10 protein-coding genes are annotated in these 15706 nt (G+C 48.1%); 5 read left to right on the top strand and 5 right to left on the bottom strand.

Annotated elements, in window-relative coordinates; translation table 11 throughout:
• Positions 1–76 precede the first annotated feature (76 nt).
• The gene (locus NDI35_RS11465) at positions 77–226 is read left to right on the top strand and encodes a hypothetical protein (RefSeq protein ID WP_445312846.1); all 150 of its coding nucleotides are present in this window, start codon (positions 77–79) and stop codon (positions 224–226) included.
• Positions 227–375: 149 nt separating this feature from the next.
• Here NDI35_RS11465 and NDI35_RS11460 read toward each other — a convergent pair whose 3' ends face one another.
• The 5 genes from NDI35_RS11460 to NDI35_RS11440 all read right to left on the bottom strand — a co-directional run bounded on the left by NDI35_RS11460 (position 376) and on the right by NDI35_RS11440 (position 12822).
• Complete coding sequence (locus tag NDI35_RS11460) at positions 376–7329, bottom strand: DUF4347 domain-containing protein (protein ID WP_445312845.1); 6954 nt, start codon at positions 7327–7329, stop codon at positions 376–378.
• A gap of 774 nt (positions 7330–8103) precedes the next feature.
• Complete coding sequence (locus tag NDI35_RS11455; protein ID WP_445312844.1) at positions 8104–10200, bottom strand: prolyl oligopeptidase family serine peptidase; 2097 nt, start codon at positions 10198–10200, stop codon at positions 8104–8106.
• Between the two features lie 373 nt (positions 10201–10573).
• Positions 10574–11167: a recombination mediator RecR gene (recR, locus tag NDI35_RS11450; protein ID WP_006634457.1), complete on the bottom strand. Its 594-nt coding sequence runs from the start codon at positions 11165–11167 to the stop codon at positions 10574–10576.
• Between the two features lie 152 nt (positions 11168–11319).
• Positions 11320–11688: a translation initiation factor gene (locus tag NDI35_RS11445; protein ID WP_445312843.1), complete on the bottom strand. Its 369-nt coding sequence runs from the start codon at positions 11686–11688 to the stop codon at positions 11320–11322.
• A 573-nt stretch (positions 11689–12261) separates the two neighbouring features.
• The gene (locus NDI35_RS11440; RefSeq protein WP_445312842.1) at positions 12262–12822 is read right to left on the bottom strand and encodes a peptidoglycan-binding domain-containing protein; all 561 of its coding nucleotides are present in this window, start codon (positions 12820–12822) and stop codon (positions 12262–12264) included.
• Positions 12823–13078: 256 nt separating this feature from the next.
• Between NDI35_RS11440 and trpB the strand changes: the two genes are divergently transcribed.
• The 4 genes from trpB (at position 13079) to NDI35_RS11420 (ending at position 15637) form a co-directional block, all read left to right on the top strand.
• Positions 13079–14317, top strand: a complete 1239-nt coding sequence (trpB, locus tag NDI35_RS11435) for a tryptophan synthase subunit beta (RefSeq protein ID WP_445312841.1) — start codon at positions 13079–13081, stop codon at positions 14315–14317.
• A gap of 69 nt (positions 14318–14386) precedes the next feature.
• Positions 14387–14893: a CAP domain-containing protein gene (locus NDI35_RS11430; RefSeq protein WP_445312840.1), complete on the top strand. Its 507-nt coding sequence runs from the start codon at positions 14387–14389 to the stop codon at positions 14891–14893.
• A complete protein-coding gene (locus NDI35_RS11425) occupies positions 14877–15002 on the top strand; it encodes a hypothetical protein (RefSeq protein ID WP_445312839.1) in 126 nt (41 codons plus the stop codon). The genes NDI35_RS11430 and NDI35_RS11425 overlap by 17 nt, the downstream gene beginning before the upstream one ends.
• Positions 15003–15004: 2 nt before the next feature.
• Positions 15005–15637 (top strand): ribonuclease D, encoded by a 633-nt coding sequence (locus NDI35_RS11420; protein WP_445312838.1) that lies wholly within the window; start codon positions 15005–15007, stop codon positions 15635–15637.
• The last annotated feature ends 69 nt before the right edge of the window (positions 15638–15706 follow it).

The raw sequence follows: 15706 nt of genomic DNA, 5'->3' as shown, positions 1-15706 counted from the left end.
CAAAAATCACGGAATTGGCAACAGTAATTAATATAATTAATCAGCGTCAATCTCTGTTTATCTGCCTGTATCTGCGGTGAAAAAAAAATTGTTCACCGTAGACGACAAGGGATTGACGCTGATTCAAGCCGATAAAGATAATAGATTTATGAATAATCCCGATGCTAACAGATTTGATATTATACCAAATCCGGCTGGAATACACCTTTATTTTTTAGCATTTTAGAGAGGAACAAAAGGCAACTGTAAGAGCGATGTCAAGGGCAAAGTGCTACACAGTTTCTAACCCGGATTGAGGGTTGTGAGGAACGCCACAGAAGTTCTGATCTGCTGTGGCGTTTTGTTCGCCAGAACAGGAGACTTTCGCCGCCAATTCTAGAGTTCAGAGAGATTTGGTAGGAAATCCGAGGAGCCGATCGCCCCCTGAACCCCAACCAGATTTGCTAAAACCCGATCGGTTCCTGCTACTAGCAGCAAGGTACCGTTCGGAGTGGCGCTAAATTGCAACTGCTGGAAACTCAGCCCGTCGGTCAAAACCAACTTATCGACACCTAGCTCGAAGTTAATGACAGTATCAGTGCCGCCCTCACCATTCAACACAAATCGATCGCTCCCAATACCTCCAATTAAAGTATCGTCGCCCAAGTCGCCAAACAACCAATCGTCTCCAGCGCCCCCATTGAGCAGGTCGTTATCTTTACCCCCAATCAGGGTATCGCTGCCAGCATCTCCGTTGATAGTATCTTGGCCTTCGTTGCCGTAAAGCAAGTCATCGCCATCACCGCCGTTGATGCAGTCTTGCTGGTCGTTGGCCCCCACCGAGACAGCCCGGTTATCAGCACGATCGCCATAAATGGTATCGTTGCCCTCGCCACCGCAGAGTTCATCGCTGCCGTCACCGCCGTAAATCAAGTCGTCACCCTGATCTCCGTGTATGAGGTCGTTAGCTTTGCCGCCGTAAATCAAGTCATTGTCTTGACCGCCACTGATGGTATCGTCACCCTCATCCCCGAACAGCACATCAGCACCGATGCCCCCAAAGAGCAAGTCCTCGCCGCCAACATCTTTAGCTCGACTTCGAGCACCGCCGTACATGGTGTCGTCGCCGCTGTCGCCGACAAGGGTATCAGAGCCGAGCTCGCCCCAAATCAGGTCATTATCTTTGCCACCCCAAACACAATCATTGCCTTTACCTGCTTGCACGGTATCATTACCGTGCCCGCCGCCGATGATGTCGTTGCCGCCGTCGGCAAAGATTAAGTCTTGTTCGCCGAGATCCCCGATGGACTGGGAACTGCCACTGTCGCCGAGCAGAGTATCAGCTCCTTGGCCGCCGTAGAGGGTATCGGAGCCTAATTGACCGTAGATGATGTCATTGCCTTTACCTCCGTAAGCGCGATCGTTATCTTTGCCAGCAACCAGCGTATCGTTGGCTTGTTGCCCGTTGAGGAAGTCGTTACCGAAGCCTCCGTACAGCAAGTCGCGTCCCTGGGAGTCGCTGGCCCTTTGGTCGCGGATGCCCCCAAACAAGCTGTCGGAGCCGATGCCACCAAACAACGTATCGGAGCCGAGTTCGCCCCAAACCAGGTCATTTTCTTTACCTCCAAGGGCAATATCGTCACCTTTGCCGGTATGGATGGTATCGTCGCCCTCGTTGCCGTTAATGAGGTCTGCACCCTCGCCTCCGAAAATCAAATCGCGAGCATCGTCAGGGCTCTGGGAGTTGTTCTGCCCGGTGTCTCCGAGAATCGTATCTGCACCTCGATCTCCAAACAGGGTGTCAGCGCCTAAGTCGCCGGCAATCCAGTCATTCTGTTTGCCTGCAAATACGATATCGTTGCCCTCGTCTCCGTAAACAATATCGGTGTCAATGCCCCCAAAAATCGTGTCATTGTCTTCATTGCCGTAAATTTCGTCCGCGCCATCTTCACCTAAAAGCAGGTCGTTGCCTTCAAAACCGACAATTTTTTGGTTGCCTTTGGTGTCTACGATGAAGTCATCGCCGTCGGTTCCTTTGGTGGTTTGTCCTTCGGAAAATTGTGAAATAGGACGGACAAATCCAACTGCGGGTGGTTGCTGCGGGGGCGCAAAGTTAATTCCCGGTTTTTCAATAATGGGCTGACACAAACAGTCGGTATCTGGTTCTCCGATCGGATTTGAGATGATCGGCGATGCCGGCGTGGGTGTGGGAGTTGGCGAAACCGGGCGCAAGATAGCGACAACAGTAGCGGCCGCAGGACTGGAGGCGCCACTGTTGTCTGTGGCGCTGTAGGTGAAATTGGCTCCTGTAAAGTTGCCAGTGGTGAAGAAAAATAGTTGCTGCAACTGTTCTGGAGTCAGGACTTGACCTGGTGTCACCGGTACACCACCGTTGGCTGGGTCTCCTAAAAACAGGACGGCTTGGTCTGGTGAGGGCAGGGTGTTGATGGTGTAAGAGACGATCGACCCGTCGGGGTCGCTGCCTCCCAATCCTGTGACTAACTGGCTGCTGTTGGGTCCGAGGCTGGAGTTGGCATTGTTGGCAACTGGTGGTTGGTTGTCAGTTGAAAGTATGGCAGCCACAGTAGCGGCCGCGGGACTGGAGGCACCGCTGTTGTCTGTGGCGCTGTAGGTGAAATTGGCTCCTGTAAAGTTGCCCGTCGTGAAGAAAAATAGTTGCTGCAACTGTTCTGGCGTCAGGACTTGACCTGCTGTCACTGGTACGCCGCCGTTGGCTGGATCTCCTAAAAACAGGACTGCTTGGTCTGGTGAGGGCAGGCTGTTGATGGTGTAAGAGACGATCGACCCGTCGGGGTCGCTGCCTCCCAATCCGGTGACTAACTGGCTGCTGTTGGGCCCTAGGCTGGAGTTGGCATTGTTGGCCAATGGCGGTTGGTTGTCAGTTGGTGTGGGAGTTGGTGTGGGAGTTGGAGTTGTGGGAGTTGGTGTGGGAGTTGGTGTGGGAGTTGGAGTTGGCCCTATCAGTCCATTCACAGTAGCGGTAGCGGGTGGACTGATAGCACCGCTGTTGTCTGTGGCGCTATAAGTGAAATTGGTTCCTGTAAAGTTGCCCGTTGTGAAGAAAAATAGTTGCTGTAACTGTTGAGGCGTCAGGACTTGGCCTGGTGTCACTGGTACGCCGCCGTTGGCTGGATCTCCTAAAAACAGGACTGCTTGGTCTGCTGGGGGCAGGGTGTTGATGGTGTAAGAGACGATCGACCCGTCGGGGTCGCTTCCTCCCAATCCTGTGACTAACCTGCTGCTGTTGGGCCCTAGGCTGGAGTTGGCATTGTTGGCAAATGGCGGTTGGTTGTCAGTTGGAGTTGGAGTTGTGGGAGTTGGCGTTGGTGTGGGAGTTGTTGGAGTTGGTGTTGGTGTAGGAATTGGCGAAACCGGCCGCAAGATAGCCGCCACCGTAGCGACAGCAGGACTGGAGGCGCCGCTGTTGTCGGTGGCGCTGTAGGTGAAATTGGCTCCTGTAAAGTTGCCTGTAGCTTGAAAAAATAGTTGCTGTAACTGTTCTGGCGTCAGGACTTGACCGGGTGTCACTGGTACACCACCGTTGGCTGGATCTCCTAAAAACAGGACTGCTTGGTCTGGTGAGGGCAGGCTGTTGATGGTGTAAGAGACGATCGACCCGTCGGGGTCGCTTCCTCCCAATCCGGTGACTAACTGGCTGCTGTTGGGCCCGAGGCTGGAGTTGGCATTGTTGGCAACTGGCGGTTGGTTGTCAGTTGGAAGTATGGCTGCCACCGTAGCGACAGCGGGACTGGAGGCGCCGCTGTTGTCTGTGGCGCTGTAGGTGAAATTGGCTCCTGTAAAGTTGCCTGTGGCTTGAAAAAATAGTTGCTGTAACTGTTCTGGAGTCAGGACTTGACCTGGTGTGACTGGTACGCCACCGTTGGCTGGATCTCCTAAAAACAGGACGGCTTGATCTGCTGGAGGCAAGGTGTTGATGGTGTAAGAGACGATCGACCCGTCGGGGTCGCTGCCTCCCAATCCGGTAACTAACTGGCTGCTGTTGGGCCCGAGGCTGGAGTTGGCATTGTTGGCAACTGGCGGTTGGTTGTCAGTTGGAGTTGGAGTTGGTGTGGGAGTTGTGGGAGTTGGAGTTGGTGTGGGAGTTGTGGGAGTTGGAGTCGGTGTGGGAGTTGTGGGAGTTGGAGTTGGTGTGGGAGTTGTGGGAGTTGGAGTCGGTGTGGGAGTTGTGGGAGTTGGAGTCGGTGTGGGAGTTGTGGGAGTTGGAGTCGGTGTGGGAGTTGTGGGAGTTGGAGTCGGTGTTGGTGTTGTGGGAGTTGGAGTCGGTGTGGGAGTTGTGGGAGTTGGAGTCGGTGTTGGTGTTGTGGGAGTTGGAGTCGGTGTGGGTGTTGTGGGAGTTGGAGTCGGTGTGGGCGCTATCAGTCCATCCACAGTAGCGGTAGCAGGAAGACTGATAGCACCGCTGTTGTCTGTGGCGCTGTAGGTGAAATTGCTTCCTGTAAAGGTGCCCGTCGTTTGGAAAAATAGTTGCTGCAACTGTTCTGGAGTCAGGACTTGACCGGGTGTCACTGCTACACCGCCGTTGGCTGGATCTCCTAAAAACAGGACTGCTTGGTCTGGTGAGGGCAGAGTGTTGATCGTGTAAGAGACGATCGACCCGTCGGGGTCGGGGTCGCTTCCTCCCAATCCTGTGACTAACCTGCTGCTGTTGGGCCCTAGGCTGGAGTTGGCATTGTTGGCAAATGGCGGTTGGTTGGGAGTTGGTGTCAGAGTGGTTGTGACTATAGCAGCGCTTCCATCATTGTTCTCAGCAGTAGGGTCATAGGTACTGGAGGTACTTCTAGCGGTGTTGCTGACGCTGGCCTCTGGGGGTGCGATGAAACTAACTGTGTTGGTAATCGCAGCAGGAACACCGCTGGCTAAGCTGGGAACAGGTGAGAAGGTGACAATGCCACTAATTGGATCGTAAGTACCGTTGGATAGACTAACTATTGTTAAGCCGGGAACGATGCTGTCAGTAATTATGACGTTTTCGGCTGTGCTGGGGCCGTTGTTGACTGTGGAAATTGTGTAACTGACTGTCCTACCCACTGTTTCGGTAACAGGCCCGATTTTGGTGGTAACAACGTCGGCACTAGGTGTCAGGGTTGTGGTGACTTTAGCAGCGCTTCCATCATTGTTCTCAGCAGTAGGGTCATAGGTACTGGAGGTACTTCTGGCGGTGTTGCTGACGCTGGCTTCTGGGGGTGCGATGAAACTAACTGTGTTGGTAATCGCAGCAGGAACACCGCTGGCTAAGCTGGGAACAGGTGAGAAGGTGACAATGCCACTAATTGGATCGTAAGTACCGTTGGATAGACTAACTATTGTTAAACCGGGAACAATGCTATCAGTAATTGTGACGTTTTCGGCTGTGCTAGGGCCGTTGTTGACTGTGGAAATTGTGTAACTGACTGTCCTACCCACTGTTTCGGTAACAGGCCCGATTTTGGTGGTAACAACATCGGCAAGAGCATCAACAATTGTAGTTGAGACTTGAGAGATGGGTTGGGAACTATTGTTGTTACCTAGATCGGGGTCGAAAGTGCTGGATGTGCTATAGGCACTGTTAGTTAAGGAAGCGCCGACTGTTGCCAGAACTCTTGCGGTTATGGTGCGGGTTTCGATAGCACCGTTAGCCAGAGTCGGAATAGCCGGCCAGATGACCGTCCTCGTTGTGGGATTGAAACTACCGTTGTTGTCAGTGCTGACGAAACTTAAGCCTGCAGGCAGGGGATCTTGAATCAGGACGCTTTCGGCGCTGTTTGGCCCGTTATTTGTGGAGGTAATCGTATAGGTAATGGTGCTATTAGGTATGGCATAGAGCGGGCCTTTTTTAACAATGGAAACGTCGGCTACGAGTGTAGGTGGATTTATACTTTCGACGATGACATTGTTAACTTCGTGAATGTTTGTGTTTCCCCCTGTCGAAGCAGCAAAGCCAAATTTAAAAGTACGCGGCACTTCTCCGTTTATGGTTGCCAAATTTGGTATGTCGATCAGTGTTTCGCCCGCATCAAATGTGCCGTTCCTGTTCACGTCGAAGGCTACTGTCAGACGGTTAGGAGATGTTGGTGAATTATTAGTCGGGAATAATGTAATTTGGACGGTTCTTTTAGCCTCAGCGCGAATGCTTGTATCTTTATTGTCTATGCCAATGGAAACGCCAGTCAAACTGTTAGTTAAAAGACTAGAACCTAAAAATTTATAATTTTCGGTTGGGATTGTGCTTGCTCTGCCTCTAAGTCCTACTGCATCAGGTAGCTGCCCCGTGCCGCCCACACGCCCTGCTGTAGGATTGGAAAAATTGCCAAACTCGTCTAATCCGACACCTAAATAACCTCCTACAATACCGGGTGAAGGGGGATTACTCAAAGTATTTTGAGCATAGCCGAGAGAGCCACCGTAGCCTCCCGCTTCTGTTGGCGTAGCTGTTCCGTCAATCAGGAAAAAACTAATGCCATCGGCACCAAGTAACGGACCACCCGGAGGAGGGACAGTACCTCTGTTATAGGCAAAGAAATCAAAGGTAACTCTCAGGCCTTCAGTGGCCGAGATGGGGTTATTGTAGATTACAAAAGCTGCTTGGTTTAATTGATTTGATGTTAATCTCAAAGTACCTGTTCCGAGTGCATCGCCAATCCCTAAAGCGGGAATAACGCCGTTGGGATTGGCGGCACCTGCGGTTAAGCCGGGGCTAGGTGTAAGGGTGTTGCCAACTCCATATATCCAAGGCCCGATTACGGTTGAATTTTTAAATTCTTCAGCCGCTAAGGTAGCCAGGACTGATGTGTAGCCTTCTAAGACTTCTTTTTCAAAGGCTATTTCGGTATTTATTTGTCCTGTAGTAATTTCTAATTCCCAGTTGCCACCTAGTGCTGCACTCCCTGTTAAATTATTGGAAGCCGCAACATTTGCTCCTGTTATTTGGCTGAGTTTTTGTATGAATTTTGGACCTGATTCCCCGGCACCTGTGTTGCAACTTAACAGCAGAATACTACCTGTTTCGTTGAGAGCTTTACCCCACTGCTGCAATTGGCGGGCATAGGTTTCTATATTGTGAATATTGAGTTCTGCCCGGCCGATTTGTACTGATGCTGATGCGCCGTGAGCAACTATTTGAATGCTGTTGAGGCTGTGCCGCGAGGCGGCAATTTTGGCAATTTGTTCGATTCCATCCCGGTACCTATCGAGCAGGATTACTTCTGTACCGCCTTTCACTCCCCTGAGAAACTCTTGGTAGTTTTCTACTTTTGAATCCACAATCGCTAGATTTTTTCGGCTAGCCGTCTCTGCTTTATGGCTAGCTCGTCTCAAGATTTTAGTTTTCATATTGGTAGATTTCCGTGTTTGTGTAGATGACCAATTTGACAGATTAGGGATGGTTTTGATTTTTGGTTAATTTGGTTGCTAAATCTAAGCTACCCCTTTTCATAGATGACGATAAACTTTCAACTATAAAGTTTTAAAAATTATTTTTTTTATGCTACATAATAGTTATCTCTATTTGTTATTTGTGATGTTATTCAATCATTAGACAGGAATTACTGCGATCGCCCTTGGATGTCCTGATGCGGCCGATCGCTGCAACTCCTAACATGAATAAGGGGTAACAGCCTTTGTATTAGCCAAGATGCTCTATTTTTGGGAAAAATGATATCAGGTCTAAGGTTAGTTATATGGTAAATTACTTACGGATTTATCAGCATAAGGGGTCTGACCCCTCATACCGCTGTTCGTCGTCTGGTGATATCGAGGCTGGATCAGACACCTTGAACCGTAAATATACTGAAAATATTAATTTCCTAAAAATTGGCAGATTTTGACTTTGAGGTGCGATCGCTGTTAAAAGTTGAGAGTACCGAATTTCTAGAGATTTATACTTATACTAATTTGGCGTACATTAAACTCACACCAATGTAATAATAACCACTCAACGCTACAAAACTTAATAAAAAAAACGTGGAAAATTATATATGTTAATATTAGGATGGCGGTGACAAAAAAGAACGATCGCCCTTGAATACAAAAAGAACGATCGCCCTTTACACCCTCTTTATATCTAAATCATGAAACTGCGTCGTTCGCACCCGCTAACGCGGCTTGCTAAGCGTCAATATCGAGTTCCCGCACTAAAAAAGCCCATTCATCAGCCAATTCTTCAATCACTTTAGCGGTAGGTTTGCCGCCCCCGTGTCCCGCTTTAGTTTCAATGCGAATTAACACTGGTTTTTCTCCGGCGTGGGTTTCTTGCAAAGCAGAAGCAAACTTGAAACTGTGGGCCGGAACCACGCGATCGTCGTGATCGGCAGTTGTAATCATTGTCGCCGGATAAGCCGTTCCCGGTTTGAGGTTGTGCAGGGGAGAATAACCGTAAATTGTCGGGAATTCCTCGGCATTTTCGGGAGAACCGTATTCCGAAGTCCAGGCCCAACCAATGGTAAACTTGTGGAAGCGCAGCATATCCATAACCCCGACTGCGGGCAATGCCGCACCGAACAATTCCGGCCGCTGAGTCATGCAAGCCCCTACTAATAAACCGCCGTTGCTTCCACCTGCGATCGCCAATTTGGCAGGTTTGGTGTATTTGTTTTCGATCAGCCATTCAGCGCCAGCTATAAAGTCGTCAAACACGTTTTGCTTGTTCAACTTTGTCCCTGCTTGATGCCATTCTTCGCCGTACTCGCCGCCGCCCCGCAAACAGGCGATCGCATAAACTCCGCCCAGATCCAGCCACACCACATTGCTAATCGAAAAACTCGGAGTTAGCGACACGCCAAAACCGCCGTATCCGTAAAGATAAGTGGGATTATTGCCATCAAGCTGCAAGCCTTTTTTGTGGGTGATAAACATCGGTACTTGCGTGCCGTCTTTGCTGGGATAAAATACTTGCTTTGTCTCGTAATCGTCGGGTTTAAAATCTACATTCGGCTGGCGGTAAATTGTGCTTTCGCCTGTCACCATGTTGTAGCGGTAAATAGTGTTTGGTGTAGTGAAACTCGTGTAAGCATAAAAAGTTTCGGTATCGTGCCGCTTGCCGTCAAATCCTCCCGCCGAACCGATTCCCGGCAAAGCTATTTCTCGCGCGAAACAGCCGTCTAAGTTGAAGATTTTAATTTTGGTGTAAGCGTCTTTCAGATAAGAAGCCACAAATTGATTGTTGAGGATGCCAATACCTTGGAGGGTTTCGGCGGCTTCGGGGATAATTTCTGTAAATTTCCCTTGACTGTCATCGCCAGCGAGGGATAAAGGAGGGGGGTTGTTGGTGTCGATCGCAATTACCCGGCCGCAGGGTGCATTTAAGTCAGTTTGAAACCAGAACAGAGAGCCTTCATTGTTGATGAAGCTGTACTCTGCCTCGAATTCGTTAATCAGTTCTACAACAGACGATTCAGGGGCAGTTAAGTCTTTATAGAAAATCAGGTTTTTTGTTTCAGTTCCCTGCCAAACTGATATAATTAGATATTTGCCGTCTTCAGTGACGCCGCCGCTAAATCCCCATTCTTTTTGGTCTGGGCGATCATAAATCAATACGTCTTCACATTGTGGTGTTCCTAATTTGTGGTAAAACAGTTTTTGGTAATAGTTAACGTCTTCGTGCTTGCTTTTTTCGTTGGGTTCGTCGTAGCGACTGTAAAAAAAGCCTTTACCGTCGTGAGTCCAAGACGCGCCTGAGAATTTCACCCACTTTAAATGATCCGATAAATCTGCACCTGTTTCGATATCGCGGACTTTCCATTCTTGCCAATCCGAGCCGGAGGTTGACAAACCGTAAGCCATATGTTTGCCGTCTTCGCTGATAGCTACGCTACCCAAAGCAACGGTTCCATCTTCTGAGAGTGTGTTGGGGTCAATTAATACTTTGGGTTCGCTGTCGAGGGATGTTAAAGTATATAGTACGGATTGATTTTGCAGGCCGTCATTCTTGTAGTAGAAATAGCGAGATCCTTCTTTGAAAGGTATGCCGTATTTCTCGTAATCCCAAAGTTGAGTCAGGCGCTGTTTGATTTTTTCCCGCGCCGGAATTTCGTTGAGGTAGCCGAAGGTGACTGCATTTTGGGCTTCCACCCAAGCTTGGGTTTCCTCTGAGTCAGGATTTTCCAGCCACCTGTAGGGATCGGGTACTTGGACGCCGTGGTAGTCGTCTGTTTGGTCGATTTTGCGGGTGGTGGGGTAGGTGAAAGGTCGATCGAATTTGGTCATGATTTTTTACTACTCTCGGTAACTTTGTCCAGTTTAACCTTTCGCAGCAGTGACGACAGGGAACAACGAAACTCAAGACCAAATAGCAAATATCAAATACCCGACAGGTTTCAACCTGTCGCTACACAGACAAAACCCGCCGACGCGGGTTTCATATCTTACAAATTTGTCATTACGAGCCTCAGCGAAGCAATCGCAGAAGCTTAGGATATAGCTGTCGTCGCATCAATTGTAAACTCTTCATCCTCTCTTCTCTTCCTACCCTACCCTTCGGGAACCCCTGCGGGGAACGGGAACGGCTTCGCCGAACGTGTCCTTGGCGTCTTCGCCATTCGTTTCTCTTATTTTTAAATCAGCCATCACCCGTTTTCAACTAATCCAACTCCCTCCTTCCTTCCAAAGCGCGAGCCAATGTAACCTCATCGGCATATTCCAAATCTCCCCCCATTGGCAAACCAAAAGCTATGCGCGTCACTAAGGTAAAAGGTTTTAATAAGTGACCGATATAAAGAGTAGTAGTTTCGCCTTCGACGCTGGGACTAATAGCAATAATTACTTCCTTAATCTTTTGCTGGCTGACGCGCCGGACCAATGGTTGAATGTTCAATTGTTCCGGGCCAATTCCATCCATCGGCGAGATAACGCCGCCAACAACGTGATATTTACCCATATATTCCCGCGTTTTTTCTAAAGCGATTACGTCGCGGGATTCTGACACTACACAAAGGGTATGACTGTCGCGGTTTGTATTGCGGCAAATTTCGCAAACAGGGTCAGCAGATAAGTGAAAGCATACTTGACAGAAACCTACTTGCTGTTTGGCATCAATCAAAGATTTAGCTAGGGCTTGCACTTCTTCTTCCGGTCGTTTCAAAATATGTAAAGCTAAACGCTGGGCTGTTTTTGGGCCGACTCCGGGCAAGCGCTGCAATTGTTCGATTAAACGAGCTAAAGGTCGAGTGTACATTAAAAATTTGCAGTAATTGGTAATATCATTTCTGGTTGATTCGCGATCGTAGAATTGGCGCGATGTAGGGGCGGGTTTTACCAACCATCTATGTTTGAAACTAAGTATATCATAAACTCGTCCCGCCCACACACTGATGAGTATTGACTACTTTACCCTCCACTAATTTTAGCTTTGTAGCCTAACTTTGTGATAATTTCTAGCAGCTTTTGCTTGTGTTCGCCTTGAATTTCAATTTCATTATCTTTGACTGTGCCGCCAGTACCGCATTGGGCTTTTAGCTGCTTGGCTAAAGTTGCTAAAGTTTCGGGTTTTTCCTGAAAGCCGCTGATGACTGTAACTGTTTTGCCGCCGCGTCCTTTTCGGGATGCTTCGATTTTGAGGTTTTGTTGATTGGGGGGAATTTCTTGTATTCCTCGTTGGAGGGCCTCGGAGTTGTCTATGTTGCCAAATTCGGAGTAAACAATTCGTTTTCCTGATTGGTTATTTGTACTGGAGTTTTTGGGTTTTGATGTACTCATAGTAGTTTGGTACTTGGGAGTTATGCCTGGTAGCGGATGGGCCCGGCAGTCCGACAGGGAATTCATTCCCTGCCTCATAGCTAAAGTCCTCTGAAGAGGACTGTAGAATGTGTTTGAGAATGGTTGATTTAGGTGAGTTTTCAGGGAATATAATCTCTGAGATTGGCTGTTGGTTGTACATAGATTGTACTTGATATTAGCAGTCAGTTAAAACTGACTTTAGCTCTCTCGATAGGGAATTCATTCCCTGGCGGGCTATCAGGGCGATCGCACATTCCCCGGTTTCAATTGAATTATATCGTTTACCGTTGTTTCTGGAGGAGTGAACCGCTGAAGGCGTCCAGGAGAAGAGGGAGATGGATAATTCTGTTGAAGCGCGGGTTTGAGATGGGTGGGGAATTTAATTTTAGTTGGTTAAGTGCGATCGGGCGCAAGCAAAGAACCCCGACTTCGCAGAAGTTGTCGGGGTTCTAATCAATTAGTTTCACCAGTAAGTGGGGATAAACCCGATACCTTCATAGAAACGTTGGCACTGATTGAAGCGTTTCTATATATCGAGGGAATAAAACCAGATTATAAGCAAACAATGCCAGACCACTCTTGATGTCCTCGACCTGGTTGACACTGAAATTGCCGTCCGACCCAAATAATTCCCCATTTATTTTGGTTGCGTTTTAATTCAACGCGGTGTCGTACTGCACGGGCTGAATCGTCAGCTAGACCTATTCGGGTGTATAAAATTACAGATGTTCCTTCTCTGGAATATGTAATTGAAATCTCTTCATAACTTCTTCCTTCTTCATCTTCCAATCCCCTAAACAATTGTGCCGCTACGGCTTTTGGATTAGTCGCTGTAATGCGTTCCGAAGAGATGAATTCTTGTACGTTAACCACCTGAAAATTAGAACGTGGATTGTTAGCTGCATTTAGTTTATCCCAAGTTTTATCGCCGACTATGCCGTCGGGAACCAGTTTTTGGGACTTTTGGAAATTGATGACAGCTTGCTTAGTTTTTGGCCCAAAAATACCATCAATGATACCTGGATCAAAATTTAAATTTTTCAAACCTTCTTGTAGCTTGGTGACTTCGGGGCCTTGTGAGCCTTGTTGAAGCAGAATAGAAATAGAGTTCATGATTTGTCCTTGCTTAGTTGTATGTTGTATTTCATGTTTGAGATAAACATGCACTTAACTTCACTACTGAATATATTCACTCCTGAATATACCCATTCCGTATAAACACGTATAAAGCATAAATTTTCTTCAAATACTCAATTTTGGAGATGATCGAAAACGACCGAATCGACCTTTCAGCGATTTGCACACCCGATCGCCCACAGCCCCATAGACTAGATATAATAAAATCTGTCCCATTATCCCCACAAAGTTCGTGACAGTCACCCCCCTGCATCTCACCACCGAAACCAGCGCCCAACGCCCCGACTCCCTCGGCAGATTCGGCAAATTCGGCGGCAAATACGTCCCCGAAACCCTGATGCCGGCTTTATTTGAACTAGAAGCCGCTTTCCACAAATACAGCAGCGAACCAGAATTTCAACAGCAACTCCAACAATTGCTCAAAGATTATGTCGGCCGCCCCAGCCCTTTGTATTTCGCCGAACGCCTCACCGAACACTACGCTAAAGCAGACGGAACTGGCCCGCAAATTTACCTCAAACGCGAAGATTTAAACCACACCGGAGCTCACAAAATTAACAACGCTTTAGCTCAAGCATTGCTGGCAAAACGCATGGGCAAAAAGCGGGTAATTGCTGAAACTGGTGCCGGTCAACACGGCGTTGCTACCGCCACAGTTTGCGCTCGTTTCGGTATAGAATGCGTTGTCTACATGGGCGTTCACGACATGGAAAGACAGGCTTTAAATGTGTTTAGAATGCGGCTGATGGGTGCCGAAGTGCGGCCGGTGGCGGCGGGTACGGGAACGCTGAAAGATGCGACTTCAGAAGCGATTCGCGACTGGGTGACAAACGTGGAGACAACTCATTACATTCTCGGTTCCGTGGCGGGCCCTCATCCTTACCCGATGATGGTGCGCGATTTCCATGCGATAATCGGTCAAGAAACCCGCGCTCAGTGTCAAGAAAAGTGGGGTGGTTTGCCGGATATTTTATTAGCTTGCGTGGGCGGCGGTTCTAATGCAATGGGTCTTTTCCACGAGTTTGTCGGGGAAGAAACTGTCAGATTGATTGGTATTGAAGCGGCAGGCGAAGGTGTGGAGACGGAAAAACACGCTGCTACTTTGACTAAGGGAAGTGTGGGAGTTCTGCACGGGGCGATGAGTTATTTGCTGCAAGATAATGAAGGTCAAGTGATTGAGCCGCATTCGATTAGTGCGGGTTTGGATTATCCGGGCGTGGGGCCGGAACACAGTTATTTGAAGGATGCGGGCCGAGCTGAATATTATAGCGTAACTGATGCAGAAGCGCTGGGAGCATTTCAGCGGCTTTCGCAGTTGGAGGGGATTATTCCGGCTTTGGAAACTGCTCATGCGATCGCCTATTTAGAGACTCTGTGCCCGCAGCTAACAGGCAATCCGCGCATTGTGCTTAACTGTTCGGGACGCGGCGACAAAGACGTGAACACTGTGGCGAAGGTTCTGAATATCTAGGTTAGCGGAATGTGGGGCGATCGCTCTGTAGGAATTGGTAACAATTAACTTTATTTCTCGTTTGATTTCATGTCCAAAGGTTTGATTTCGATTTGCTTGGGATTGTTGACAATCCTGCCAAAGTGTGACACCTCCATTCCTACGCGATCGCTGCCACAAACTTCCATGAATACTAATGTTGCTTCGAGTGCTATTACTGACTTAGAAAAAGCGGTTAACCAACAGATCAATCAATACCGAGCATCTAAAAAGTTGCCGCCGCTGAGTATCGATCCGCGAATCAGTCAGATAGCAAGAATTCACAGCGAAGATATGGCTAAGGGTAAAGTAAGTTTTAGCCACGATGGATTTGAAGGGCGGGCGAAAGCAATTACGATTCCTTATAAAAGTGTAGCTGAAAATCTTGCTTACAATTTCGGCTACAGCGACCCGGTACGCAATGCTGTTGAGGGTTGGATTAAAAGTGACGGCCACCGCAAAAATATGGAGGGTCAGTTTAATGTGACCGGTATTGGGGTTGCCAAAAATCCCAAAGGCGAGTATTATTTTACTCAGCTTTTTGTTCGCAGTCGATAATTTGAAGGAAGAAGGAAGAAGGAAGAAGGAAGAAGGAAGAGGGAAGAGAGAAGAGGGCAGTCAACAGTCAACAGTCAACAGTCAACAGTCAACAGTCAAAAATTACTAATAATGGAATTTGCAGATTTTCAAGTGTGCGATGGTGATATTCCCGATTCTCTCTTATCTTATTATTTGACTGCGCCGGCGATCGCCGTTGATACGGAAACAATGGGTTTGCTACCTTGGCGCGATCGCTTGTGTTTGGTTCAGTTGTGCGATCCGCAAGGTAAAGTTGCAGTGGTGCGGATTGCCAAAGGCCAGACAGCAGCCCCGAATTTAAAAAAGCTAATGGAATCTGAAAATATTGAGAAGGTATTTCACTTTGCGCGCTTCGATCTGGCAACAATGCGTTACAATTTAAGTATTGACATTGCACCTGTTTTCTGCACAAAAATAGCCAGCAAACTTGCGAGAACTTACACCAACAAACACGGACTTAAAGATTTAATCCAAGAATTGGAAAACGTAGAACTCAACAAAACTTCTCAAAGTTCTGACTGGGGAAATTCTGAGCATCTTTCAGACGACCAACTCAGCTACGCTGCTAACGATGTCCGCTATTTGCTGAGCGCTAAACAAAAGTTGACTGCTATGTTACAGCGAGAAGAACGCTGGGAAATTGCACAGCAATGTTTTCAGTGTTTGCCCGTTTTTGTGAGTTTGGATTTATTGCAGTACAAGGATGTTTTCGAGCACGGCTAATACCATTTTAGATTTTAAATTTTAGATTTTAGATTGGGAATGACTGATGACTACCAGGGTTGAGAACAC

It is taken from the genome of Microcoleus vaginatus FACHB-2002, assembly GCF_040004035.1.
GTDB classification, from domain to species: Bacteria; Cyanobacteriota; Cyanobacteriia; order Cyanobacteriales; family Microcoleaceae; genus Microcoleus; species Microcoleus vaginatus_C.
Note: the sequence above shows the minus strand (reverse complement) of the source record. Positions and strands in the feature narration are given on the sequence as shown.

Bases quoted from the DNA above. Each gene is read 5' to 3' on its own strand.
- recR (WP_006634457.1), bottom strand. From the start codon at position 11,167: ATGTACACTCGACCTTTAGCTCGTTTAATCGAACAATTGCAGCGCTTG.
- NDI35_RS11420 (WP_445312838.1), top strand. From the start codon at position 15,005: ATGGAATTTGCAGATTTTCAAGTGTGCGATGGTGATATTCCCGATTCT.
- NDI35_RS11460 (WP_445312845.1), bottom strand. From the start codon at position 7,329: ATGAAAACTAAAATCTTGAGACGAGCTAGCCATAAAGCAGAGACGGCT.
- NDI35_RS11440 (WP_445312842.1), bottom strand. From the start codon at position 12,822: ATGAACTCTATTTCTATTCTGCTTCAACAAGGCTCACAAGGCCCCGAA.
- NDI35_RS11455 (WP_445312844.1), bottom strand. From the start codon at position 10,200: ATGACCAAATTCGATCGACCTTTCACCTACCCCACCACCCGCAAAATC.
- NDI35_RS11430 (WP_445312840.1), top strand. From the start codon at position 14,387: ATGTCCAAAGGTTTGATTTCGATTTGCTTGGGATTGTTGACAATCCTG.
- NDI35_RS11445 (WP_445312843.1), bottom strand. From the start codon at position 11,688: ATGAGTACATCAAAACCCAAAAACTCCAGTACAAATAACCAATCAGGA.